The sequence below is a fragment of the Gemmatimonadaceae bacterium genome, from assembly GCA_035606695.1.
GTDB lineage: Bacteria > Gemmatimonadota > Gemmatimonadetes > Gemmatimonadales > Gemmatimonadaceae > JAQBQB01.
This window is the reverse complement of record DATNEW010000019.1, coordinates 127526-152294: the sequence shown is the minus strand read 5'-3', so window position 1 is coordinate 152294 and position 24769 is coordinate 127526. Positions and strand designations below refer to the sequence as shown.

Genomic DNA, 24769 nt, shown 5'->3' with positions numbered 1-24769 from the left:
TCTGGTAAGGGGCTCTTTTAACTTGTGAATGAATTCACAAGCCCTTCTTGTCATCCGTGAAACGCATTGCAGACTCCACCGTCCGGCGCCTCTCGGCGTACCTCCGTTTTCTAGAGGACTTCGAGCAGCGTGGACTGTCGACCATTTCCAGTGAAGAGCTGGCGAAGCGTGGCGGGACCACGTCCGCGCAGGTCCGAAAGGATCTGTCGTTTTTCGGCTCGTTCGGAAAACGAGGGCTCGGCTACTCAGTGCCCGAGCTCGCCGGGCGGCTGCGCGAGATCCTGGGGCTGGGCAAGGAGTGGCGCGTCGTGATCGTGGGCGCGGGAAAGATCGGCGCGGCGCTCGTGCAGTACCGCGGCTTCCGCCAGCGCGGCTTCAACATTCTCGCGGCGTACGACAACAATCCCGAGAAGGTCGGGCGAAAGCTCGAAGGCATTCCCGTTCGCGACATCGATCAGCTCGAGCGCGACATTCCGCGCGAGCATCCCGACATCGTCGTGCTCACGGTCCCCGGCGATCAGGCGCAGCGCGTCGTCGATCGCGTGGTCAAGCTGGGCGTGAAGGCGATCCTCAACTTCGCGCCGACGCAGCTGCAGGCGCCGGCGGACGTCGCGGTCAAGACCGTCAACATGGCGATGGAGCTCGAGGGCTTGTCCTTCGCTCTCACGAACAGGGATTGATTCGCTAACTACGTCGCAGCGTCAACAATGGATCGACGCGTGCCGCGCTTCGGGCTGGGAGCACGCAGGCGACGATGGCGACGAGCGACAACAGTGCGGCGCTGCTGAGCAACACCCACGGGTCGGCTGGGGACACACCAAAGACCGCTCGCCGAAGCGCCGGCGCGAGAAGCAGCGTTCCGATCGCGCCCGCAACGACGCCGACCGCGATGACGCCCGCCGAATCGCGGACGTTCAACCAGATGAGATCGAGTGGACGCGCGCCGATCGCCGCGCGGATCGCAAGCTCGGGCAAACGCTCCTTCGCGCCTTCAGCCGACATACCATAGACTCCGACGATGGCGAGAATGGCCGCGACGGCCGCCAACGCGACGATGAGCGCTCCGGTTAGCTTGGGCACCCACGCCGAGCGCTCCACGACGTCCGACAATCGAACGGGCGCGGTCATTGGCATATTCGCATCCAGGCGACGCACGAGCTGTTTGACGGACGTTCGCATGAGCAGCGGATCGCCCCGAGTACGAATCACGAGCTCGAACGACGAGACAGCGCGCTGCGCGAACGGCTGATATAAGGTTGGCGTGCCGGGTTCGGCGAGCGTCCACTGTCTGACCATGGCAACGACGCCGACGACAGCTGCCCAATTTGTGGAATCGTCGCCGGCTCCGATATGCAGGCGTCGCCCGAGGGCTGACCCCGTCGGCCACAACAGCTTCGCGAGCTTCTGGTCGATGATCACAACTCTCGGATGGCCCGCATCGTCGCCGGTCTCGAACGCACGACCGGAGACGAGCGGAATGTCGAGCGCCGCGAAGTATTCGGGCGTGATCACGCGCTGATCGACGACGCGCGCGCGCGCGGTTGGCTGCTGCGCCTCTCCCGCAACCGTGACGCTCGCGCTGTTTCCGCTCAGCGGCAGGAAGTTCACGACGGCCGCGCGATCCACGCCGGCCATTTCGTGCGCGTTCGTCAGAAGCCGATCGACGAATGCGCCGCGCGCCGCGGGATCGGCGGGCGCCCCTGCGGGGAACGCGAGCTGAGTCGTCAGCACGCCGTCCGGTTCGAACCCCGGCGAGGTCGCGATGATGTTCCGGTAGCTCTTCATGAGTAAGATGCCAAGCGTTAGCAAAATGACCGAGAGCCCGAGCTGCGCCATCGTCAACGCGCGTCGCATGCGGCGCGTGGCGCGCGTCATTGTAGTTCCGGCGCCGCCCTGACGAAGGGCGTCCGCCGGTTCGGTGGCCGACAGCTGCGACGACGGGAGCATTCCGCTCATGATGCCGGCGATGGCCGCGACGAACAGCGTCCAGATTTCGATGCGGACGTCCATGTGCAGCGGCATCCACGCGGGGAGCTCGATCGGAATGGCGTCGCGAATCTCGCGGAGCGCGAGCTGCGAAAGCGCCACCGCGATCAACGCGCCGACGAGCGACAGCCCAAGACTTTCGACGATGATGAGGCGCGCGATACGCTGGCGTGATGCGCCAAGCGCCAGACGGACCGCGAACTCGGACCGCCGCGTTGCGCCGTACGCCAGGAGCAGTGCGGCGACATTGATCGCGGCGAGCAGTGTCACGAGCGCGGCAATCGTTTGTACGAGAAGTAGAATCGGCTTGACGCCTTGGCCGACGATTGCTTGACGGAATGGCATCACCGCGCCGTCCCACCCTTGGTCGGCGGCCGTGTGCGCGGCGGCGAGCGTCTTGACGATCGCCGTGACTTCGGCATTCGCGCTCGATAGAGTGGCGCGCGCCGCGAGGCGTCCGATCACGCGGACGTCGCGTTGGCTTCGCGAGGCGTGCGCCGCGTCGCGCTCGAGCGGCACCCAGAACTGCGCGACCTCGGGAAATCGCACACTCGGCGGCATGATGGCGATGACGCGGTGTTGCCGGCCATCGACATCCACGGCGGCGCCGATGATGTCGGCGCGTCCCCCGAACTGTGTTTGCCACAAGACATAACTGAGCACGAGCGTGGAACCGCTGGGTGATGCGACATCCCACGCCGCGGTGGATCCGACGATGGGCTGAACGCCGAGCGTGTGCCAGAGATTCGGTGAGACACGTTCGCCTTCAATTCGTTTGGGATCCCCACCGCCGAAGCTGAGCGTGGCGGTTTGATACGCCGCCAGGTCGGTGAGCGAGCGAACGCGATCATGTAAATCCTTATAATCGGGATACGAGAGTCCGGCGCGCACGCCAGGCTGCGCATGTTTCGCCGAGAAGATGGCAACGAGCTCGGATGGCGCGTGATATGGAAATGGTCGATACAACGTTTCGTCCACAAAACCTGCGACGGTGGTCGTTCCGGTAATTCCCAACGCGAACGAAACGAGTATAGTGAGGGCAACGATCGGATGGCGGCCGAGATGGCGAAGCGACGTCCGCGTTTCCAAGAAGAGCGATGCCATGCGGTGTGTCCTCGCGGGAAGGAAATTGGCTTCGCGCTAGCGTAATGCCGAATCGCGTGATTGACAACAGGAAAGATTGTTGTAGTATCGCGAACGCTCTAATGAGCAAATTGGTATACCGCATGGCGGCGACGCTCGCTCGAGCGTCGTCGAATGGTCACCCTGTTGTTTGGCCCGGAACCGGCTTTTGCCGAGGCACTCAATGTCCTCAGGGCTGCTCGAGTCGTCGCCACTGGATGCAGGTGTATCCGCGCATGGGAGCGAATTGATTCAGCTCCGGCGCGCGCCCACGGAAGAATGGATCGCGTCGCGATTCAACGCGCGTGCGTCGGATGAAGAGGGACGACTGATCGTCTGGAACACGATGTCGGGTGCGATCAGTGTGTTTCCGCCACAGCAGCGACCCATCGCCGAACGTTTGCTCAGCCGCGTGGGGTTCAAGGGCGAGCTATCGCCGTTCGGCGACTATCTGCGTGAGCGGGGATTCATCGTCGAGCGCAGCGTCGACGAATCGAAACGATTTCAACTGGTGTTCGGGCAGCAGCACTATCGCATGGACACGCTGGAGTTGATCCTCATGGCGTCGGAGGATTGCAACTTCCGATGTGTATACTGTTATGAGGATTTCGCGCGCGGAACGATGTTGCCGTCGGTGCGCGAGGGCATCAAGCGGTACGTGGAGAAGCGGCTGCCGGACTTGAATCAACTCTCGATCTCGTGGTTCGGCGGTGAGCCGTTGTACGGGTTCGAAGCGATCGAGGATCTCGGACCGTACTTCGCCGACGCGGTGCGGCGGTACGGGCTGCACTATCGCTCGCACATGACGACGAACGGGTATTTGCTGACGCCCGAGCGCGCGTCGAAGCTGTTCGAGTGGGACATTCGGCATTTCCAGATCACGCTCGACGGACTGCCGGAGCATCACAACCACAGCCGCGTCGCGCGCGACGGTTCCGGGACGTTCGAGCAGATCTTCGAGAATCTCGTCGCGCTGCATCGGCGGCCGGACGAGTTCCGAATCATTCTGCGCACGAATTTCGACGCGAACAACAGCAAATCGTTGGACCAGTACATCGATCTGATCGCGACGACGTTCGCGTCGGACGAACGGTTCGAGATCGCGTTGCACGCCGTCGGCAAGTGGGGTGGTCCGAACGACGAGGCGCTCAACGTCTGCGGCACCGAAGAGATGCGCCACGTTCAAGTGAACATCCGCCGATCGGCGCGGGAACAGGGGCTGAATCTCGGTCACGGATTGCGCGATGAAAACCGGCCCGGTCGAAAAGTCTGTTACGCCGCGCGGCCGTTCAACTTCCTGATTGGCGCCGACGGCAAGTTGATGAAGTGCACGGTGGCGTTGGACAAGCAACCGAACAACATCGTCGGACGCGTGACGCCCGAAGGTGAATTCATTCTCAATGTCGACAATCTCGCCATGTGGGTGGACCCGGCATGGCAGCATGACAAGGTCTGCTCGAGCTGTTACCTCGTGCCGGTGTGTCAGGGGCTCGCGTGTCCGATGATCCGGATCAACGATGGGCGGCGGCCGTGTCCGTCGACCAAATCGGCGCTCAAGTCCGAATTGCTGGAGACGCTCGAGCTGACGTTGCCGACGGCTCGCGCCGTGGCGGTGCCGCACGCGGCGCCGCACGCGCTGCCGCGATCGGCAGACGAGCGCGCGCCATCGAGTGCCGACTCGCCAGAGCCGACGGCAGCGGCGCTTGGAGTGGCCGGTTAAGCTCGCCCCGTCTCGGGGATGAGGCGTGGCGGCGACTGCCGCCGCTACGGTGGCGATGTCCCACATTGTTCCGGAGGGTGTATGACGGAGAAACTCGCATCGCAACCCGAGGTCCTCGAGGAGTTCTCAATTCTCGAGCTCGAAGAGCGCCTGGAATTCGCAATGTGCTGCGATTACCAGTGCGGACCGAACACCAACTGCGATGGCACGTGCCCACCGCCCGTCAAGACCGGGGGCGGCGACTGACCGAGCAGTCGGCCGACAGCAGGTTCGCCTTCCGGCGGACCTGCTGTCTTGCGCCACTGAGACGATGCACCCATGAGCCCCGCGCAGCCGCTATCGCTGAACCCGAGCATGCGTGTCGAGCCATTCGACAGCGCGTCGCTCGAGCCAATGGTGTTGTGTGAAGTGCCCGCGGCCGACCGCCGCACCTCGCGCTTCGCCGTACCGCGCACGATCTGGGAATTCGCCTCGACGTTCGACGGCCGAACGAGCACCGCCGACCTCGTGTCGTCATACTGTGCAACACATCCGTCGCACACGAGCGAGCGTCTCGAGCGCCTCGTCGACGGCTTTCTCGTTGCGCGCGGAGTGCTCGTCGGCGATCGCCCGGTCCAGACCAAGCGGGCAACGCGCTCCTCCTACCTCGGCCTTCGCGTCGCGCTCATTCCGTCATCGGTCGTGAACGTGATCGGCCGCGGACTCGGCGTGCTGTTCCGCCGTGAAGCCGTCCTCCCGGCACTCGTTGCCACGATCGCCGTGCAGGCGTGGTTCTTCTTCGGCGTCCGGCCACACGCGACGCTCTCCAGCAAGCCGCTGACCGGCGGTGACGCCCTGATCGTGATGGGCCTCGTCAGTTTCGGTTCTCTCATTCATGAACTGGGACACGCCACGGCAGGCGTTCGCTACGGTTGCCGAAAGATCACGATTGGCTGGGGTGTGTACTGGTATTTCATGGTGCTGTACACCGACCTCTCCGAAGCGTGGCGTCTCACACGACGCCAGCGCGTGGTCCTCGACGTCGCCGGCGTGTATTTCCAACTTCTCTATCTCTGCGCCATCACGGTGTGGTATCACGAGACGGGATGGCGGTTGTTGCTCTACTGCATCTTGCTGAGCGATCTGGCCATCGCCAGTTACGTGAGCCCGTTCTTTCGACTCGACGGGTACTGGCTGGTGAGCGACTCCCTCGGCATCGCCAACCTGCGGCAACAGGCGGGGGCGCTCATGGCGCGCGCGGTCGTGATGATCCGCCGGCCGGATCGCCGCGGGGATGCGGCCATTGGACTCGGGCTGGATCGCCGCGCGACGATCGCACTCACGGCCTATGCCGTCGCCAGCGTCGGCTTCTTCGCGTGGATGTGGTTTGCGGTGCTGAGCCGGTTCGGTGCAACGCTGTTCGCGACGTATCCCGAAACGCTCGGCCGATTGTGGCTCGCCGTCGCACATCGGGCCGGCGCGCTCCACATCTTCCTGGCGGTGGTCGATCTCACATGGCGCAGCATGGCCGTCGTTGGCATCTGTCTGTTCTTCTATCGAGGCGGACGAGCCCTCTTGGTTGGAGCGCGACGCGTCGTCGCCGGCCTTCGTGCTCCGCGCACTGACGAGCGTCCGATCGAGCATGAACGTATCGCACTGGGCTCCGACCATACGGACACGATCACCGCGTCGCTCAGTTCGTGACCTCTCGCGGGGGACAAGACAGCAGATGATGCCCGTCGCCACGCACAAGGAAATCACCGTCGCCGCGCTCGCAGAGGTGCTCGCGAACGCGGATGCCGCCGAGCAGGACGCATACTCCGCGGTGTCGATGGCGAGCGAGCCCGTGTTGGAAGGGCTCGGCCTGAGTCTATTCGAGACCGCGTTCCTCGCTGTATATCGCGACCGGGTGCCGCGGCAGGCTATTCACCTTCGCGCCGTCCAGGCGATGCGCCGGTGGCTCATGACGGGGTGGCAGTGGCGCGCCGACGCCGGTCGCATGCGTCGCGCCGCGGCCGCCGGCGAGCCGCCACGCCTCATGTATCGCGACTGGGATCGCGATCGACTCGAGCGCTTGCTTGCGCCGGGCCGCGGCCTGGTCCTGTGCAGCTTTCACTTTGGAGCATACCGGCATCTCTCATCGGACTTGGCTCAACTTGGTTTTCCGATCACGACGGCGATGGATCGCGCCGGCGCGGCAACCGGGTTCGCCAGCGTCCACGAGAACGACGCATTGCGCCTGGTGACGCCGCTGGACCTGGAGCAACCAGGTGCGCCGCGGCGCATGAAGGCCGCGCTGGAGCGAAACGAAATCCTCCTGCTGTTCGTGGACGGAGCACTCGGGCGGGTCGACGGAACCGGTCGCGGGTCGATCGATGTCGAATTGTTCGGGTGCCCCATTCGCGTGCGCACGGGAGCCGTTCGCCTGGCGGCGATGTGCGATGCCCCGCTTGCCGTTGTCATTCCGTCCGTGCCCAATGAAGGCGATGTGCCGACGGGACCAGGCGAGGGCACGCCGGCACCGACGCCGGAGGTGGTTCCCATGACTGGCCGCGGCGAAGCGTTCGTCGCGGAGAGCATGCGCGTGATCCTTCGTGCGCTCGAGCGCGAGATCGAACGGTACCCGAGCCAGTGGGAAGGCGCGCGTCAGTTCAACCGTCTGCGACTGCCGATGGAAGTGACGGCGCCTCTCGACGCCGCTGCCGCACAGGCCTGGATCACCGGCCAGCTCGACGCGAACGGCGCGCTGCTCGCCGATCGACGGTGCGTCGTTCAGACGAGCGTTGCGTCGGGCGTGGTGTGGACCGACGTCAGGACGATGTCCACGATTTCATTGCCGACACATCGCGGCCGACTCGCGCGCGCGCTCATGACGACCGGTGTCGATGCCGAATGGATCGACCGGCAGCCGGCGGACGAGCGCGCGGCGCTCACGGAGACGCTCGCGGCATTGGCCGCCCGCAGTCTTCTGACCGCGAATGAACGAACTGAAGCCCCCGAGCTCGTGGGAGAGCACGCATGCGACTGACTGCATATCGGATTACAAAAAGGGCGCTTGAGATGCGGCCGGCGAGTGTCCGCCGCCAGTGGATGGACGAAAGCGCCAATCGGTTCGCGTATCGCTGCCTGCCGCTGACGGTCGCGAATTCATATGGATGGGAGTTGCTCAGCGGATGCACGTTCGAGGCGGTCTGGACGGGAGGGCGCGCGCGGGAGTCGACGCAGATCGTCGGCATCGACGCCGATCCGGATGCGATCGTGTCGAATCACTTTGGTGAAGGCATTCTGACGTTCCATCCCGGATTCCTGTTTCGAACGGAAGAGGAGTACGACCTCCATGTGAGTGGGCCGGCGAACTGCTGCAAGGACGGCGTGTCACCGTTGACGGGAATCGTCGAGACCAACTGGCTCCCGTTCACGTTCACGATGAACTGGATCTTCACGCGTGTCGGCGTCCCGATACGCTTCGAACGCGGCGAGCCAATCTGTCAGATTTTCCCAATTCCGAAGGGTCTCGTCGAGCGTGTCGAGCCGGAGATTCAGGACATCTCCGACGATCGAGCGCTGATGGAGCGCTTTCACACGTGGGCGAACAGCCGGGAACACTTCAACGAGCGATTGCGCGAGCGCGACTCGCAGGAACACGCCGAAGGCTGGCAGCGATTCTACAATCGCGGCACGACGTCGACTGGTGACGACATCAGTCTTGGGCATCGTACGAGACTCAGTGTCAGACCATTCGTCGATCGCACGGTTGTCGTCCCCGCGGAACTGCCGCCGACGGCGGTTCTCGAGCGAGACGCCGCGGCGAAAACCCCGGTCGAAGCATGAGCCACGAGTCGAATCGTGCCGAGAGCGTACCGGCGCTCGACGACGACGCGGTGTGTCTCGCGTCGCCAACCGTGCTCGTCGATTCAATCGAGCGAAACGCCGCGTCCCTGTACGTCCCGGCGACGGGACTCGCGCTCAAGGTCTCACGGCCGGCATTCGAGTTGTGGCTTCGGTTCCGGCGGCCGACGCGCATCGGAGATGTGCTGCCGGAAGACGCGGGCAGGCGAAACGGCGCGCGGACGTGCATTGCGTCTTTCATGAACAAGGGCCTGCTCGTGCCGCATTCAGCGGTGCTGCGCGACTGGTCCGAGGCGCGCGCGAAAGCGGACGCTCCGGCAATGCGACCGAGCCGCTGGCCCGCACCGAAAAAGGGGGAGGAGCATGCTGGCCACTGACACGGCGCCGCTTTCGCTCGACGTGAGCGGTGCGAGAACACACAAGGCATCCGTTGCGTCCACGCTCCTGCTTCCCGCCGCGAGGATCGCGCGAGAACCGCTTCATGTCTGGGCGCAGCGACTGGCGCGCACTTTACGCGAATGCGACAAGTCGCGAATGTCCGCGCGGGAGTACGCGCGTGCAATCGCGTCCGCCGCGAACATGGTCTCACTGATTTCGATATCTCGCGGGGCGGCGGACGTGTCTCGCCGACTGTGCGAGCTCGAGGCCGAATGGCTAATTCGCTTTGGCGACGTCCACGGCGACAGCGCGATCCGCTCGCTCGCGATTCAACCGTGGGTGAACATCGGCCGACTCGATGCGCTCGAGGGAAACTGGGCGGGCGCGCTGTCGCGCTACGCCGGTTTGTCGTCGACGTCCCCGTGCTCCGCCCTCGTCGTCCTCGGACATTCCATCGAGATCGACGACGCCGTGACAGCCGACGCGCCAGTCACGCTGCGGCAGATGGCGAACAACATCTACGTGCTCGATTCACTGCAGGCGCTGTTACGAAATCATCAAGCCGGCGAAATGTTGGAATTCGTCGAGCGCCTTTCGCCGACCTGCGGGCGAGAGTTCCAGCCGTTTCTACGCGAGGCGGCGATCGTCGCGCACGCCGAACTCGGTCGCGCCGACGAGGCGGTCCACCTGGCGAGATCGGCTGCCGCCACAGTGAGTGGATGGCCGATGCTCGTGTTTCGCCTGCGACTCGCCGAAACCCTGGCAGTCGGTGACAACATGTCGTCGAGCCGTGCCGTGCTCACGCCAATCGCCAGCGTCGTTCCGCGTGTTTCGCTCGAAGCCGTGAGAGATCTGTCAAACCTCCGAATTCTCCAGCGAGCTGCCACAGTGGCCGCCGTGCTGTGCTGGCCGGAGGCGGCTTCCGCGCTTGCCCGTGTCGTGTTCGACGGTGCATCGACGGCGGGAGACGAGCCGCTGTGCATCGAAAGCGCTCGGCTGCTCTCGACCGTCGACTCGACGGACGTCGCGCGCTGGACGGAGACGCGGCAACGCCTTGAAGAGGAGACGATGTATCGGCAATATCGATCGGGCGATGTCGTTGCGGCTTCGGACGCCGTGCTCGAGGCGGAAGCGCTCGTTGCGGAGATTTGCAGTTCGTGAAGCCGGCCGCGCACTGAAACCCGGGCCGCCGTCGGATCGTATCGGAACGATGGGCCGTCTTTCGTCGAGGGATTACCGTGCTTGTCCTTCTCGGCATCGCGCTGGTGTTTCAAGGCTCGCCAGGGCCGCCGGTTCAGCAGGGCGAGCCGACGAAGCTGACCGCGGATATCCTCGAGTCAGCATTCACTGATCCGACCGCGCGGAGCATTCTGGTTCGCGCTCGCCGGGCGCGCATGACGGAGGATTCCACGCTGACCGCGTACGACGCAATGTCGTATCAGCGCATCTCGGCGGGACTCGGATTCAGAAGCATTGGTCGCGATAGACTGCTCTTTCGCCACGAGAGCGCGGCTCGCGTTCGCTGGCAGCAAGGCATTGGCGCATGGATCGACGCCACGGCATCGAGAACGGTCATTCCGCTGACTGCATTGCACGGCGACGGCAAGGTTCACAGCCGAATGAGCGACCCGGACCTGTACGCATCGATCCCGTACTTTCCAGGCAACGAGCCGCTCTGGATCGGGGGTGGTATCGCACGCTCCACGATCGACAGGCGAGGGTTGATTCATCCTCTCGCCGAAGGCGCAGAGGCGTATTACACCTATGCGACGGGCGACTCGATCACGCTCGAGCTGCCGAACGTCGCGACGATCCGGCTCGTCGAGCTCGAGATTCGGCCGCGCGAGCCGAAGTGGAATCTCGCGACGGGTTCATTGTGGTTGGACGCGAGCTCGGGGCAACTGGTGCGCGCCGCGTATCGGCTTGCGGCCCCGATCGACCTATGGGTCGCGGCGCGCGACGCCGACTCCACTTCGATGGACGACTTCCCCGGATGGGTGAGATCGATGATCACACCCATGAAGGCCGAGGTGGCGGCTGTCGTGATCGAATACGGGCTGCACGACGGGCGCTTCTGGCTTCCCAGGTTGCGGATCGCAGAAGGCAGCGCGCACGTCGGATTCATGCGCGTACCGTTCAAGTTGGAAGAGCGTTTCACGTATTCCAGCGTGAATGGCGCGGACAGCTTGCCGTCGATCGCGGCGGAACCGGCGCGCCCTCACATTCGCGATCTCGTCAACCCCGAGGAACGCGCGAAATGGCGCGACTCGGTTCGGCGCGGTCTTCGAACGCGGGATTATCATCGCGCGTGCGACACGTCCGACACACGCGTGGTGACCTCGTCGCTGTACGATGCGCGACTGGTCACGGCCATGCGAATTCCGTGTGACCTTTCCAAGCTCGAGAATTCGCCGGATCTGCCCGCGTCGATCTACGATGCGAACGAGAAATTGTTCGGCGCGGACGAGCTCGAGGCCTTGAAGGGAGAGGCGCTGGCACTCAGCGCTCAGGGGCCGTTGTTGTTGGGACGTCCCGGCGCCCGGCTTCCACGCGCCGTTTTTGCGTACGGCCCATCGCTGATGCGATACAACCGCATCGAGGGTCTGTCGCTCGGTGGATCGGTCGAACAGGATTTCGGCGGGGGATACGCGGGCACCGCACTTGCGCGAATCGGTTCGGCCGACCGTGAGCCGAACTTCGAGCTTGCCGCGGCACGCTCGAATGTCGAAGAGACGATCGGCGCCCGCGTCTACAATCGTCTCGTCTCCGCGAATGATTGGGGACACCCGCTCAGCTTCAGCAGCTCGGTATCGGCGCTGCTGTTCGCACGCGACGAAGGTTTCTACTATCGCGCAACGGGAATCGAAGTCTCGGGTGACCGAGCCGCCGAGTTTGGAGGAGGCACGCGCGTGGAGTGGCGCGCCTTCTCCGAGCAGCAACGCACGGCTGCGGCGCACACGTCGTTCGCCTTCAGCGGAGGTGCGTTTCCCGCGAATGTCCTCGCGCGGCGCGGATGGTACTCCGGTGTCGGCATCGACGTCGCGAACCAGCACGGTCTCGATCCCGCCGCTTTTCGGTTGTTCACAGATCTCAGAATGGAAGCAGCCGCGGGCCAATCGACGTATGGCCGAGGTGCGGTCGATCTCACCGGTTCGAAGGGCGTCGGACCCATCGCGGGGTCGCTCACCATATCGGGCGGCAGCTCGGTCGGCAGCCTCCCGCCGCAGCGGAACTGGTTCCTGGGCGGATTACAAACGGTTCGCGGCCAAAGCCCCGACACGACACAAGCCGGTGACGCGTACTGGCTCACGCGCTTCGAGATCGGCCAGAACACCGTTGGCGTGCGGCCGACCGTCTTCGGCGATCTTGGGTGGGTCGGTGACCGAACGAAGATCCTGCAGAAGGTGCGGCCGATGAGCGGCGTTGGCGCGGGGCTGTCGTTCGCCGACGGTTTGCTGCGTCTCGACGTGGCGCGCGGCATTTATCCGCGAAAGCAGTTCCGCGTTGACGTGTCGCTCGAAGCCATGTTCTGACCGTAATCCGCGTTCAGACCGCACGCGGCAGTTGCAGCATGACGCTGGCAAATTGCTCGGGCGTGAGCGTCTCGGGTCGCGCCTGCGCAGGAACACCCGCCGTGCTCAGCACTTCCTCGGCGGTTTCCGCCGAGACGTTGGCGATTTCGCGGAGCACGCGCCGCATTTGCTTGCGGCGCATGCCAAACGCATCCTGCACGAACCGCCTGAACGCCGCTTCATGCTCGGCGCTCACCGCCGGGGCCTCGCGCGGATCGATGCGCACCACGGCGCTCTCCACTTTCGGCGGCGGAAGGAACGAGCCTGACGCCACGCGAAACAGCAATCGCGGCCGAGCGAAGCCTTGCACGTTCACCGAGAGCGCGCCGTACTCGTGTGATCCGGGAGCCGCCACGATGCGATCCGCCACCTCGCGTTGAACGAGATACACGGCGCGCTCGGGTCGCGGCGCTTGGAGCGCGTGAAAGAGGATCGGCGTCGTGATGTAGTACGGTACGTTGCCCACCACGACGAACGGGCCACCCGCTGCTTTCGCGAGATTCACGGTGAGCACGTCCGCTTCGATCACCCTCACATTCGGCGACGCTGAATATCGCTCGCGCAGGTTTGCCGCGAGCATGCGATCGTACTCGATGAGCACCAACTCGCGCGCGTGAGGCGCGAGCAGCGCCGACATACTTCCCCGCCCCGGCCCGATCTCGACGACGGTCTCGCTGCCGGTCAGTTCCAGCGCATCGACGATGCGCCGCAGGATGCGCGGATCGTTGAGAAAATGTTGACCGAGATTCTTTCGAATCGGCGGCGGCCGTCGTCCGCGCTCGCCCGGCTCTGTCACGAGGAGGAAAGCCCGACGGTCAGGTGCGCACGAGAACGATCGTCAGATCATCTCGCACGGGTGCGCCGCGCGTGTGCACGTCGAGTGACGCCATGACGCGATCCACGATCTCGCGAGGCGTGTAATCACGATATTGGCGAATCAGGTCCAACACTTTCTCTTCGCCAAGGCGTTCGCCGGCGGCGTTGCGCGCGTCGCTGATGCCGTCGGTGAACAGCACGAGCAAGTCGCGCTTCGATTGCCACTTTCGCTCGCCCGTCACCGGCAGGCGCTCGTCCATGCCGATCGGCGGATCGCTCGCGGCGAGGCGCTCGAAGTCCTTTCCGTCGGCGAGCAGGAACGCATGTGGATGCCCCGTGTTCGCGTACCGCAGCAATTGATTCTGCGGATCGACGACGGCGTAGAAGCCGGAGATGAACATCTCGGTGAGCGTGAGCTCGTCGCGCAGCGTCGTCATGAGCTGATGCAGCATCTCGCCGGGATCGCTCGTCGTCTGGGAGTGAATCGCGGCGGCGCTCATGGCGAGCGCCATGATCAGCGCCGCCTGGTAGCCGTGGCCCGAGACGTCCCCGATCATGATGCCCGTCTGCCCGCTCTTCAACCGGAAGAGATTGTAGAAGTCGCCGCCGACGCTCTCCGCGGGAACGACGCGCGCCGCGACCGTCGCCTGCGGCGCAACGATCGCGTCGTCGGGCAGGAGCTTCATCTGCAGATCGTGCGCGAGCTGCATCTCGTGCGCGAGCCGCTGTTGATCGACCGACGCCCGCACGAGCCGCGCGTTCTGAATCGCCGTGCCGATCTGCGTGGCGATCGCGGCGATGAGCTTCTGATCGCCAGCGGTGAACGGCTGTCCGCTGCGCCGATCCGACAAGTTGACGACGCCCAGGGGTTCGGCTCCGCGCGGCGCCGGCGCGGTCCACATGATCGGGACCGAAAGCATGGAGCCGCGCCGATAGGCCGCCTCCTCCGCGCACGCCTCGTCGTCATCTTCCGCGACTTGCAGGTGCTGCGCTCGAAACGCCTTCGCGCTCACGCTGCACGAATCATCCACCTTGATCGGCGGAATCTCGCTCAACGGAACGCCGCGGGCGGCAACGGCACGCAACGTGTTCGTCGGGCGATCGTGCACGAGAACCGTGGCGCGCCGCGCGCCGACGGTCTCCGAGACCTCCTGCAGAATCACATTCGCGGCTTCGTCGAGCGACACCGTGCGGCCGAGTATTTCGCTGATCGTGTAGAGGAGGTTGATCTCTTCGTAGCGTTCGGCCAGCTCGTTCGCCGCGTGCTCGACCTCGAGCGCCGATTGCAGATACTGCGTCACGACCGGCAGCAGAAAACTCATATAGCTCGGCAATTCGATGTCGGGCGCGGGGCACGGGCCGAGCGAGAGCCATGCGCGTCGAGGACCGGCGACGGCGGCGATGAGCACCTCGCCGCGCGTCGCGGCCACGAGCTGCGCGCCCTCGGCGACCGACGGAAACCGCGTCGGCGTCGGTGGATTCGGCGTCGCGGCCTCGAGCCTCGGCACGCCGGCTGGGGCGTCGGACCCTGATTGCATCCACACGCCGGCCTCGCAATGCGTGGCGTCGTGGAATGCGGCAAGGACCCGCGCGAGCTCGGTCATGTTCGGCGCAGTGTCATCCGAACGATGCTGCCGGAACCGACGGGCGCGTCGACGCGCTCCACGCGGTCCATCAGCTTGCGCATCAAAAAGAGACCGCGTCCGTCCTCACGCTCGATGTTGTCGGGGGTCGTGGGATCCTTGTCGAGCAGGCCGAAGTCGAACCCCGAGCCTTCGTCCTCCACTTCGACGACGAGCTGCGTGGTGTCGACCTCGGCGCGGACGTGGACGTGCTTGGCGGGATCGTCGCCGTTGCCGCGAAGAATGGCGTTCGACAGGGCTTCGGTGAGCGCGACCGGCACGTTGAGCATGAGCTGGCGCTGCGCGAACGCCATGACCTGGCATTCGCGGCGCACGAGCTCCACCACTTTCTCGATGAAGCGGACGTCGCTGGGGATGTCGACCTCGACGACGCGCACGTCGTCGGGCGGCGTTCCGTGATCTACAGTCGCGGGCATGCGGGAAGAATAATGACCAATGCGATTCGTGGCTCGCGAATCGTTCCTGAAGAACGACTCGCGAGCCACGACGTCATGCGGCGACGGGAGTGCAGGTGCGTCGCGCGGGTGATCTTTGAGTGCTCAGAAGCTTTGCAGCGCACGCTCGCGCGTATCGGCGATCTGGAACAGCGTATCGAGCTTGGTCAGCTCGAACAGGGTCTTGAGGTCGTCGTTGAGGTTGGCGAGCCGCAGCTCACCGCCCTGTTCGCGGATCTTCTTGGAGAGCGAGACGAGCACACCGAGTCCCGAGCTGTCGATGTAGCCGGTCTGCGAGAAGTCGATGAGAAATTTCTTCTCGCCACGCTCCAATTCATCGAGAACCTTTTGCTTCAGTTCCTGCCGGTTCCCCACGATGAGTTGGCCCTCCACATCCACGACGACGATCTCGCCCTCCTTCTTGATCGAGAAGCTCATGTCGTACTCTCCAAGTAGTTCCTCAAGTCGTTCTCAGCGGGACTCGTTCCGCGCCACCGCCGCGCTCGGGCCCTCGACGATCGTCGACGCCTGAAGCGCGGTAATGGCAGCCACATTGATAATGTCGTCCATCACGGCACCGCGCGAGAGATCGTTGCACGGCCGCCCTAATCCCTGCACGATCGGCCCGATCGCACTCGCACCACCCAACCGCTGCACCAGCTTGTACGCGATGTTTCCGGCATCCAGCGACGGGAACACGAGCACGTTTGCCCGTCCCGCGACAGAGCCGCCCGGAGCTTTCCGAGCGGCCACGACACTGGCGAGCGCTGCATCTCCTTGCAATTCTCCGTCCACAGCGAGGTGAGGCGCACGCTCCCGGACCTCCGCCACTGCCTGGCGGACCATGTCGACCGACTCACCCTCCGCGCTGCCGCGCGTGCTGAACGATAGAAAGGCCACCAACGGCTCGTCGCCGACGATCCGTCGCCGGTCCGCGGCTGCGGCCATGGCGATGTCCGCGAGCTGCGTGGCCGTGGGATACCGGACGACGCCGCAGTCGGTGAATGTCAGCACCTCTGCCCGATCGCCTCGAAACGGCGCAACGACCATGTAGAAGGAGCTGGATACCGTTCGAATGCCCGGGGCGAGACCAACCATCCACAGTGCGGCGCGCAAGACGTCGCCGGTGGTATGCACCGCGCCCGCGACGCATCCGTCGACCTGCCCTTCGGCAACGAGCGCGTCGGCGAAGAACAGCGGTGTGTGGAGAAGCCTGCCTGCCTCCTCTTTTGTGAGGCCTTTGCCGCGGCGTGCCGAAAGCAGTCGATCGGCCGCGGTTGCGGTGAAGGGATCGCTTGCCGGATCGCGAACATCGACACCGAGTGCGCGGACGGCCGCGTGTGATTCAGGCGCCGCGGGATCGAGAATCACCACCGGCTCGACGATCCGCCGCCGCGACAGTTCCGCCACCGCGGCCCGAGTTCGCTCGTCAGCCGATTCCGGAAACGCAATCCGGCGCCGCGTCGCCGCCGCGCGCGCCTGGATGGCGTCGATGAAGTTCGCGCTCACCGCGCGGTGGACTTCGCCTGCAGCGCTCGCGCGACCGCGGGATGCACCAGACTGCTCACATCGCCACCGAAGCGTGCGACCTCGCGCACCATGCTCGCGCTGATGTACGTCGTGTCCAATGACGGTACCATGAACACCGTCTCGAGCCGCGGCGACAGGTGGCGGTTCATGAGCGCCATCTGATACTCGTATTCGAAATCGCTCACGGCGCGCAGTCCACGAATGATCAGATTGGCGCCGCGCTCGCGCGCATAGTCGACCAACAGTCCGCCGAAGCTCGACACTTCGACGCGCTCGTCATCGCCCATGGCTTCGCGAATGAGGCCGACGCGCTCCTCGATCGTGAACAACGGCTGCTTCGAGGAATTCGTCGCGACGGCGACGATGAGCCGGTCTACGAACTCGAGACTCCGGCGCATGAGATCTTCATGGCCGCGGGTGATGGGATCGAAGCTGCCGGCGTAGATGGCGACGCGCATTGCGGTGGGCGTTGGGCGGTGGGGTTGGGCGGTCAGGCTCGAAAGAAAGTAATCACCGTTCCACCATACTTGCGCCGCTCGCCGTCACCGGGCAAATGCTCGTTCACGCGGTGCTCCACACCGAAGATGTCGGCGAACGGTACCGCGAGCCACCGCTCCGCGAGCTGCGTCGCGAGACCGAGGTCGTACGGCGGATCAGCGAACGCCACGTCGTACGCGCGCGCGGCGAGCTTCTCGACGAAGGCCAGCGCATCGCCCCGATGAACGACCGCCTCGGGGCCGGCTCCCAGCGCTTGCGCATTGGCGCGAACGGCGGCGATGCTCTTCGGTGAGACGTCGACGAAGTCGACAACCTCGGCGCCCCGCGACAAGGCCTCGAGCCCGAGCGCGCCCGAGCCCGCGAACAAATCGAGCACGCGCGCCCCGGCGAGCCAGGGGTTCACGATGCTCATCCACGCTTCCCGCACGCGGTCGCCCGTCGGGCGCACGCGATCGTCCGACGGCGCGTCGATGCGCCGGCCACGCCACTTTCCCGCGACGATCCGCATGTGGCGCTCCGAGTCTCAGGAGCGAAAATCGGCGAGGCGAGCCTGCACGCGCGACTCGCCCTGATACTCGTCGCGCTCGAGACGATACGCGACGTCGATTGACAGTCCGACGTCGAGCTCCTTCGCGCGCGGCGCCATCCCCCACCCGAGCGCGACGAGCTCACGGCCATCGGCATGCAGGAGCACCTTGAGTCCGTCCTTGCCGACGACGCGCGGCGGTGCAGCGACCGTCACGCCGCGCGACACGAGCAGCGGCGACGGATTGCCCATGCCGCACGGTTCGATGTGCCGCAGCAACGACTCCAGCTCATCGGTCGCGTCGCCGAACGGCATCTCGAGATCGACGCGCAGTTCCGGCACGAGATCCTCTTCCGTGAGGCGCGAGCTCGCCACGTCGTTGAACCGCTTCGCGAAATCCGCAACCCGATCGGCCGCGATCGTCACGCCCGCCGCCGATCGGTGCCCGCCGAATCGCACGAACAGATCGCGACACTCCGACAGCCCGGCGTGCAGATCGAACGCGCTGATCGATCGGCCGGAGCCCTTGCCTTCCGCACCCTCGAGCGCGATGAGCACCGCCGGCCGGCCAAACTCTTCGACGATGCGCGACGCGACAATCCCGATCACCCCGGCATGCCACCCTTGCTCGGCCAAGACGATGCCGAACGTGGACGAGAGATCGAGCTCCTGCACCAGCGAGCACGCGCGATCGAGCGTCGCCCGATCGATCTCCTGCCGGCGCGCGTTGAGCTCCTCGAGCTCGCGCGCGATGGGATTCGCTTCGTGATCCGAGCTCGCGAGCATGAGGTGCACGCCGCGCAGCGCGCTGCCCAGACGGCCCGCCGCATTTAGTCGCGGAGCGAGAATAAATCCGACACGTCCCGCCGTCAGCGACTTCCCTTCCAATCCCGCGGCGCGAATCATGGCGCGAATGCCGGGGCGCTGCGGATCGTTGAGGAGCTTCAGACCATAGCGCACGAACACGCGATTTTCGCCGCGCAGCGGCGCCACGTCGGCGATCGTCGCGAGCGCGACCAGATCGAGCATCGCGTACACCGCGTTTTCATTTCCACCTACCGCGCGTGTCAGCGCGAGCGCGAGCTTGAACGCCACGCCCACCGCGGCCAGATCCTTGTCCGGCGAGGGACATCCCGGCCGCTTGGGGTTGAGCACCGCGAACGCCGGCGGTAACGGGCCGCCCGGCAAATGGTGATCCGTCACGATCACATCGATGCCCGACGCCTGCAGCTCGGCGATCGGCGCATGCGCGCTCGTGCCGCAGTCGCACGTCACGACGAGCTTCGCGCCACACTCGCGCGCCGCACGCACCCCCGCACTCGTGAGGTCGTAGCCGTCTTCCAGCCGCCGCGGAATGAACGGCACCGCATTGCCGCCGAGTGTCGTGAGCGTGCGCACCATCAACGTGGTGGAGCAGATGCCGTCCACGTCGTAGTCGCCGTGCACGAGAATCGTCTCGTTTTCGCGCAGCGCGCGCACCAGGCGCTCGCACGCGCGATCGAGATCCATCAGGCAGCGCGGGTCGTGCAGCTGGTCGAGCCGCGGACGCAGATACGCCTTCGCGTCGTCCGGCGCGCCGTAGCCACGAGCCGCAAGCAGCCGGCAGATCGGCGCAGGCAGCTTGAGCTCGTCCTGCAACCGCGCGACGACTGTGGCGTCGGGTTCTTCGGGGAGCAACCAGCGCGCGCGAGGACGGGCGCGAACCGCGGAGAGAGTCACGCGCGAAAGCTATCGGCCGTCAACAGCACCAACAACCATCATTCCGTTGCGTACAACATCACTCCGCATTCCTCACACACTTCGGTGCGCGAGCTGCCCGTCATCGCGGCGCGGCGCTGCAGCGGAATGACGGTGTCACAGTTTCCGCACGACTGTCCGTTGAGCGGATACACCGCATGGACGCGCTTGCGCGAACGAATCCGCTCGTACTGTGACAACAAGCTGCGCGGGACCTTCTCGACTTTACCCTGTCGCACGCGGCGCGCGGCGGTGAGCTGATTCTCGATCTCCTCCTGCTCGGTCGAGAGCGTCGCCTGCGCCTGGGCCTGCGCGCGTTCCAGCTCGTCCGCCTGCTGCTGTCGTTCGTCGACGATGCGGTGGGCTTCCTGCAATCGCTGCCCGATCGAGGCTAGCTCGCGCTCGTCTTCGTCGATCATGCGCTTCGCCTGCTCGAGCTGGGCGGTCGCGGCGGTCGCTTCGCGCATCGACGTGATGTTGTTCAGCGCCTGCTGATGCTTCTCGTGCAGCGCCTTGTGCTGCGCCACGCGCGTCGCGACGTCGGCGCGCCGCTTCTCTTCCGAATCCGCCGTCTGCTTGGCCTGTTGCAGTCCGGCCAGCGCCTTGTCGCGCTCCTTCGCCAGTGCATCGAGGCGAGGTCGCAACGCGGCCAGCTTCGTCTCGAGATCGTGAATGGTGAGATCGTCTTCCTGGACGGCCAGCAGTGCGACGACGTCTGAATGCACGTGAAAATCTCCGGGCTGAGCGAAAACGGTATCTACTAATCTACGAGATTATTGACGACTGCGAGTGAAGCCCTTCCAGCGCGGCTTGCCCAGCGCGTGCATCTCGGCGGCGAGACGCTGCTTCTCGGCGATCAGCGCATCCTTTTCCGCTTCCGGCGCCAGGGGCAGCAGTCGGTCGAGCTCGGACAACCGCGCGTCGATCTCCCGCGCGAGCAGCGAGTTGATACTATCGCCGATGACGCCCTCGGCGAGGTCGATTCCGCCATGCTCGTCCATCAACTCCTGCAACACCTCGGTCGCGTCGTCGTCGAGCCCCGCGGCGATCTCGTCGACCCCTTTGTCCGGATCGTCCGTCGTCAGCTCCTTGAAGATCGCCTGATATGCCGAATCGGCAAACGCGTCCGCGCCGATTCGTTCGGCCGCGGTCTCCACGAACCGCCGCTGATGCAGCAGCATTCGCACCAGCTCACGCTCGGCGCGAACGGCAACGGCCCTATGATCGACACGGCGGTCCTGGCGACGGACGGAGACCTCGGTCCCTTCGTCGGGCGGCGGTCCGCCGGTTTCGATCGGCGTTCGCCGTTCCCGCGGCGCGGTCGCGAGCTCGCGCACCAGCGCCTCGCGAGCGATGCCCGCGACTTCGGACGTCCGGGCGATGTACAGGTCGCGCAGCAGTTGATCGCTCGTGATGCGAATGGTCGGCAGCAGCTTGTCCAGCGCGGCGCGCTTCCGCCGGAGATCAGCGAACCAACCGCCGCGCTCGAGGAGTTGGATCTTCCGGTCGAAGACGTCGACGGATGCGGCGGCGGCTTTCTCGAATCCCTCGGCGCCGGACTTCGCGACGTACGTGTCGGGGTCCTCGCCTTCGGGCAGCGTGATGACCCGCGCATTCACGCCCGCCGCCAATAGCACATCGCCCGAGCGAAACGTCGCTTTCAGTCCGGCCTGATCGCTGTCGTACAGCAGGAAGACATTCGTCGTGTATTTCCGCACGAGCGCCGCTTGTTGTTCCGTCAGTGCGGTGCCGAGCGGCGCCACCGCCTCGGTGATGCCCGCGAGCATGAGGCGAATCGCGTCGAAGTACCCTTCGACGATGATCAGCCGATCTGCCTTCCGAATCGCCTGTTTCGCCCAGTTCAGACCATACAACAAGTTGCGTTTGGCGAAGACGTCCGACTCGGCCGAGTTGAGATACTTGGGCTCGCCCTCGCCGAGCACGCGGCCGCCGAATCCCACCACGTGACTCTGGATGTCGTAAATGGGGAACATGAGCCGATCGCGAAAGCGCGCGCGCGGCTCGGGGCGATCTTCGCTTGCCCTGAGCACACCGGCGGCGATCTGTCGGTCGTCGTCAAAGCCCAACGCGGCGAGCGCCTCACGCATCGCGTTTGGGTCGCGCGGCGCATAGCCGAGTCCGAATCGATCGGCCTCGTCGCGCGAGAGTCCGCGCGACGCGAGATAGTCGCGCGCGTGCTTCGCCGCAGGCGATTCCCAGAGCTGTGTCCGAAAGAAATCCGCCGCCGACGCGTTGACTTCCCAGAGCGGCTCGCGCCGGTCGCGTTCTTCGGTACGACGCGCGACCTCGTGCACCTCGACGCCGGACCGCGCGCCGACCCATTTCACCGATTCGACGAAGTCGAGCCCGAGATGCTTCTGCACGAACGTGAACACGTCGCCCGACTCGCCGCACTTGAAGCAGTGGTATCCGCGATCGGTCACGGCGAAGTTGGGATTCTTTCCGTGATGAAACGGACACGGTCCGCGAAAGCTGGTGCCGACGCGCTTGAGCTTCACGAATTCGCCGATGATCGAGACGATGTCCGACTCGTCACGAACGCGATCGACGACGTCGTCAGGAATCACGCGAACATCGCGAGCGTGACGCCCGCGCCGCCTTCGTTCCACGCGCCGAGCCGGAACTCGCGCACTCGCGTGTCCTTGCGCAACATTTCGGCGACGCGATCGCGCAACACACCGGTTCCCTTGCCGTGAATGATTCGGAGGCTCTTGAGATCCGCGCTCACCGCGGCATCGAGCGCCTGAAGCACAACCCCTTCTGCTTCGTCAGGCCGCAGCCCGCGCAAGTCGATCTCGGTGGGAACGTGCACCTCGGGAATGTCGCCTGTCCAGACGTTCACCAGCTCTTGAGGCGACTGGTCGCTGCGCGTGAGCGATTTCCGCGGCACGGTGAGCTTGATCGCACCCATCGCCACGATGGCGTCGTCATCGCGCAGCTCGAGCACGCGACCAATTTTTCCATCGAGAGTGCCGACTTCGACGGTGTCGCCGATAGAGACGGGCGTTGGGCGTTGGGCGATGGGCGCTTGCTGTCGGCGAGCGACGTTCGCTTCCTCGCGCTCGAGACGGTCGAGCTGAGCGCTTTGCTGCGCAGCCAGTTCTTCGGCGCGGCGGCGTGCCTCGCGACCGGCTTCTTCCACCGCCTCGGCGCTCGCCGCCTTGAGCGACTTGATCGTCTTGTCGATCTCGGCGCGCGCGTCGAGCAGATAACGTCGCGCGTCCTGGCGCGCGGACTTTTCGGCGACGCGTTCGCGCTCGCGCACGGTGCGTTCGCGCTTCGATACCTCGGCAATGCGTGTGCGCGCATCGTCGAGAATCTTCGCCGTCTCCGACTCGCGACGCTTCAACTCTTCGTCGCGCTTCTCCAATTGCTCGATGAGCGCCGCCACGTCACGTTCGTGCTGGGGCAATCGTTCTTCGGCGCGCGTGACGACCTGGGCGGGCAGGTTCAACCGCCGCGCGATCGAAATGCCGTACGATCGCCCTGGAATGCCTTTGATCAATCGATACGTCGGCGCGAGCGCCACGGCGTCGAACTGGAGTGACGCGTTCACGACGCCGTCGACTCGGCCGGCGAGCTCCTTGAGTGTTCCCAAATGCGTCGTGGCGACCGTCATCGTCCCGCGCGACGTCAGGTCCTCGAGAATCGCCCAGCCGAGCGCCGCTCCTTCGACGGGATCCGTACCGGACCCCAGCTCGTCGATCAGCACCAGAGAGTCGGCGGTCGCGAGGCGAAGAATCTCCGCGAGATTCTTGAGATGCGCGCTGAACGTCGAGAGGCTCGCTTCGATCGACTGTTCGTCGCCGACGTCCGCGAAGGCATTGTCGAACATCGGAATGCGACTCTCGGGGCCGACGGGAGCTGGAATGCCCGACTGCGCGAGCGCCGAGATGAGGCCGAGCGCTTTGAGCAGCACCGTCTTGCCACCGGTGTTCGGGCCGGAGACGAGCAGCGTTCGCTCGCCCGGCGACATCGCCAGATCGAACGGGACGACGTCCGCGCCCTGCGCGAGCAAGAGCGGATGCCGCCCATTATGAATCTCGAAACCCTCGCTCGCGCGCACGAGCGTCGCCGGCGCGCAGGCGTAGGTGTGACCAAACCGCGCGCGCGCGAAGAGCGAATCGAGCTCCACGAGCGCATCGAGCGCCGCGATGATCTCGGTGCGCCGCGGACGCAACTCGTCGGTGAGCGCGCGCAGGATACGCTCGACTTCCTCGAACTCGTCCGCCTCGAGCTCGCGCATGCGATTGCCGAACTGCACCGCGGCCGGTGGCTCGACGAACAGCGTACCGCCCGACGCCGAGGTGTCGTGCACGATGCCGCCGACGACCGTGTGCCCGCCGCGGCGCACGGGAATGACGAATCGCCCGTTGCGCATGGTGACGGACATGTCCGCGACGCGATGGTGTGGCTCGAGCCGCGACATCTCACGCTCGAGAATGCGAACGAGCTCGCCTTGCATGGAGCGCAGCTCGTTGCGAATGCGCCGCAGCGCAGGCGACGCGTCGTCCTTGACGGTTCCGTCCTCCTGCACAGTCCGTTCGATGCGCTCCTCGAGCGTCGGGAATGCAACGAGCGCGTCGATGAGCGGCGCGAGCACCGCGCGCACGATCGCCGCGCGCCTGGCATCGCGCAGGGCAAGCTGGGTGCGCCGGGAGGAACGCAGCAGCGTAGCGCCGGCGATCAGCTCCTGCCCGGTCCACATGCTGCCTTCGACGCGCAAGCGGCCGAGCGGTCCGCTCAGATCAGGGGTTGGGTCGGGATGCCATGGCTCGTCGCCCTGAATGGCGGAGCGCATCGCGGCGACGCGCGCGTGTTCGCGATCGAGCCAGTCGCGGTCGACGCTCGGCGACAATTCGCGTACGCGCGCGGCACCCGGGTCCGACGTCGCAAACCCGGCGACGACATCGAGGACCTTGGGCAGCTCGAGGATGGAGAGGGCGTGCGCGTTCATC

20 protein-coding genes are annotated in these 24769 nt (G+C 65.3%); 8 read left to right on the top strand and 12 right to left on the bottom strand.

The genetic code is table 11. The features are described 5' to 3' along the window. The first annotated feature begins 56 nt into the window (after positions 1-56). Entirely contained in the window at positions 57-680 is a 624-nt protein-coding gene (locus VN706_08025) for a redox-sensing transcriptional repressor Rex (GenBank protein ID HXT15563.1), read from the top strand. Between the two features lie 4 nt (positions 681-684). Here the strand turns inward: VN706_08025 and VN706_08020 are convergent, their stop codons facing one another. Next, positions 685-3090, bottom strand: a complete 2406-nt coding sequence (locus tag VN706_08020) for an ADOP family duplicated permease (GenBank protein HXT15562.1) — start codon at positions 3088-3090, stop codon at positions 685-687. A gap of 202 nt (positions 3091-3292) precedes the next feature. On the opposite strand from VN706_08020, the gene VN706_08015 reads away from it, so the two are divergent. The 7 genes from VN706_08015 (at position 3293) to VN706_07985 (ending at position 12567) form a co-directional block, all read left to right on the top strand. Then, positions 3293-4828, top strand: coding sequence for a radical SAM protein (locus tag VN706_08015; GenBank protein HXT15561.1), 1536 nt, complete (start codon positions 3293-3295; stop codon positions 4826-4828). Between the two features lie 318 nt (positions 4829-5146). Next, complete coding sequence (locus VN706_08010) at positions 5147-6511, top strand: hypothetical protein (protein HXT15560.1); 1365 nt, start codon at positions 5147-5149, stop codon at positions 6509-6511. 25 nt (positions 6512-6536) lie between these two features. Beyond that, on the top strand, positions 6537-7835 hold the full coding sequence (locus VN706_08005) for a hypothetical protein (protein ID HXT15559.1): 1299 nt from the start codon (positions 6537-6539) through the stop codon (positions 7833-7835). Further along, positions 7826-8638, top strand: a complete 813-nt coding sequence (locus VN706_08000) for a DUF6065 family protein (GenBank protein HXT15558.1) — start codon at positions 7826-7828, stop codon at positions 8636-8638. The genes VN706_08005 and VN706_08000 overlap by 10 nt, the downstream gene beginning before the upstream one ends. Further along, entirely contained in the window at positions 8635-9033 is a 399-nt protein-coding gene (locus VN706_07995) for a hypothetical protein (GenBank protein HXT15557.1), read from the top strand. The genes VN706_08000 and VN706_07995 overlap by 4 nt, the downstream gene beginning before the upstream one ends. A 241-nt stretch (positions 9034-9274) precedes the next feature. Further along, entirely contained in the window at positions 9275-10195 is a 921-nt protein-coding gene (locus VN706_07990; GenBank protein HXT15556.1) for a hypothetical protein, read from the top strand. 77 nt (positions 10196-10272) lie between these two features. Next, complete coding sequence (locus VN706_07985; protein ID HXT15555.1) at positions 10273-12567, top strand: ShlB/FhaC/HecB family hemolysin secretion/activation protein; 2295 nt, start codon at positions 10273-10275, stop codon at positions 12565-12567. A 13-nt stretch (positions 12568-12580) separates the two neighbouring features. Here the strand turns inward: VN706_07985 and rsmA are convergent, their stop codons facing one another. The 11 genes from rsmA to VN706_07930 all read right to left on the bottom strand — a co-directional run bounded on the left by rsmA (position 12581) and on the right by VN706_07930 (position 24768). Further along, positions 12581-13402, bottom strand: coding sequence for a 16S rRNA (adenine(1518)-N(6)/adenine(1519)-N(6))-dimethyltransferase RsmA (rsmA, locus tag VN706_07980; protein ID HXT15554.1), 822 nt, complete (start codon positions 13400-13402; stop codon positions 12581-12583). Positions 13403-13421: 19 nt separating this feature from the next. Then, the gene (locus VN706_07975) at positions 13422-15026 is read right to left on the bottom strand and encodes a GAF domain-containing SpoIIE family protein phosphatase (GenBank protein ID HXT15553.1); all 1605 of its coding nucleotides are present in this window, start codon (positions 15024-15026) and stop codon (positions 13422-13424) included. Further along, on the bottom strand, positions 15023-15481 hold the full coding sequence (locus VN706_07970) for an ATP-binding protein (GenBank protein ID HXT15552.1): 459 nt from the start codon (positions 15479-15481) through the stop codon (positions 15023-15025). The genes VN706_07975 and VN706_07970 overlap by 4 nt, the downstream gene beginning before the upstream one ends. 123 nt (positions 15482-15604) lie before the next feature. After that, positions 15605-15937 (bottom strand): STAS domain-containing protein, encoded by a 333-nt coding sequence (locus tag VN706_07965; GenBank protein HXT15551.1) that lies wholly within the window; start codon positions 15935-15937, stop codon positions 15605-15607. A gap of 33 nt (positions 15938-15970) precedes the next feature. After that, positions 15971-17008: a phosphate acetyltransferase gene (pta, locus tag VN706_07960; protein ID HXT15550.1), complete on the bottom strand. Its 1038-nt coding sequence runs from the start codon at positions 17006-17008 to the stop codon at positions 15971-15973. After that, positions 17005-17487 (bottom strand): pantetheine-phosphate adenylyltransferase, encoded by a 483-nt coding sequence (gene coaD, locus VN706_07955; protein ID HXT15549.1) that lies wholly within the window; start codon positions 17485-17487, stop codon positions 17005-17007. Before coaD ends, pta begins: the two co-directional genes overlap by 4 nt. Before the next feature lie 32 nt (positions 17488-17519). Continuing rightward, positions 17520-18035, bottom strand: a complete 516-nt coding sequence (rsmD, locus tag VN706_07950; protein ID HXT15548.1) for a 16S rRNA (guanine(966)-N(2))-methyltransferase RsmD — start codon at positions 18033-18035, stop codon at positions 17520-17522. Positions 18036-18050: 15 nt separating this feature from the next. Beyond that, a complete protein-coding gene (gene recJ, locus VN706_07945; protein HXT15547.1) occupies positions 18051-19772 on the bottom strand; it encodes a single-stranded-DNA-specific exonuclease RecJ in 1722 nt (573 codons plus the stop codon). Between the two features lie 38 nt (positions 19773-19810). Beyond that, positions 19811-20515, bottom strand: coding sequence for a hypothetical protein (locus tag VN706_07940; GenBank protein HXT15546.1), 705 nt, complete (start codon positions 20513-20515; stop codon positions 19811-19813). Positions 20516-20563: 48 nt separating this feature from the next. Further along, positions 20564-22378 carry a DNA primase gene (gene dnaG, locus VN706_07935; protein ID HXT15545.1) on the bottom strand — a complete coding sequence of 605 codons (1815 nt, stop codon included), beginning with the start codon at positions 22376-22378 and terminating at the stop codon, positions 20564-20566. Continuing rightward, positions 22375-24768 (bottom strand): endonuclease MutS2, encoded by a 2394-nt coding sequence (locus tag VN706_07930; GenBank protein ID HXT15544.1) that lies wholly within the window; start codon positions 24766-24768, stop codon positions 22375-22377. The genes dnaG and VN706_07930 overlap by 4 nt, the downstream gene beginning before the upstream one ends. Position 24769 lies beyond the last annotated feature (1 nt).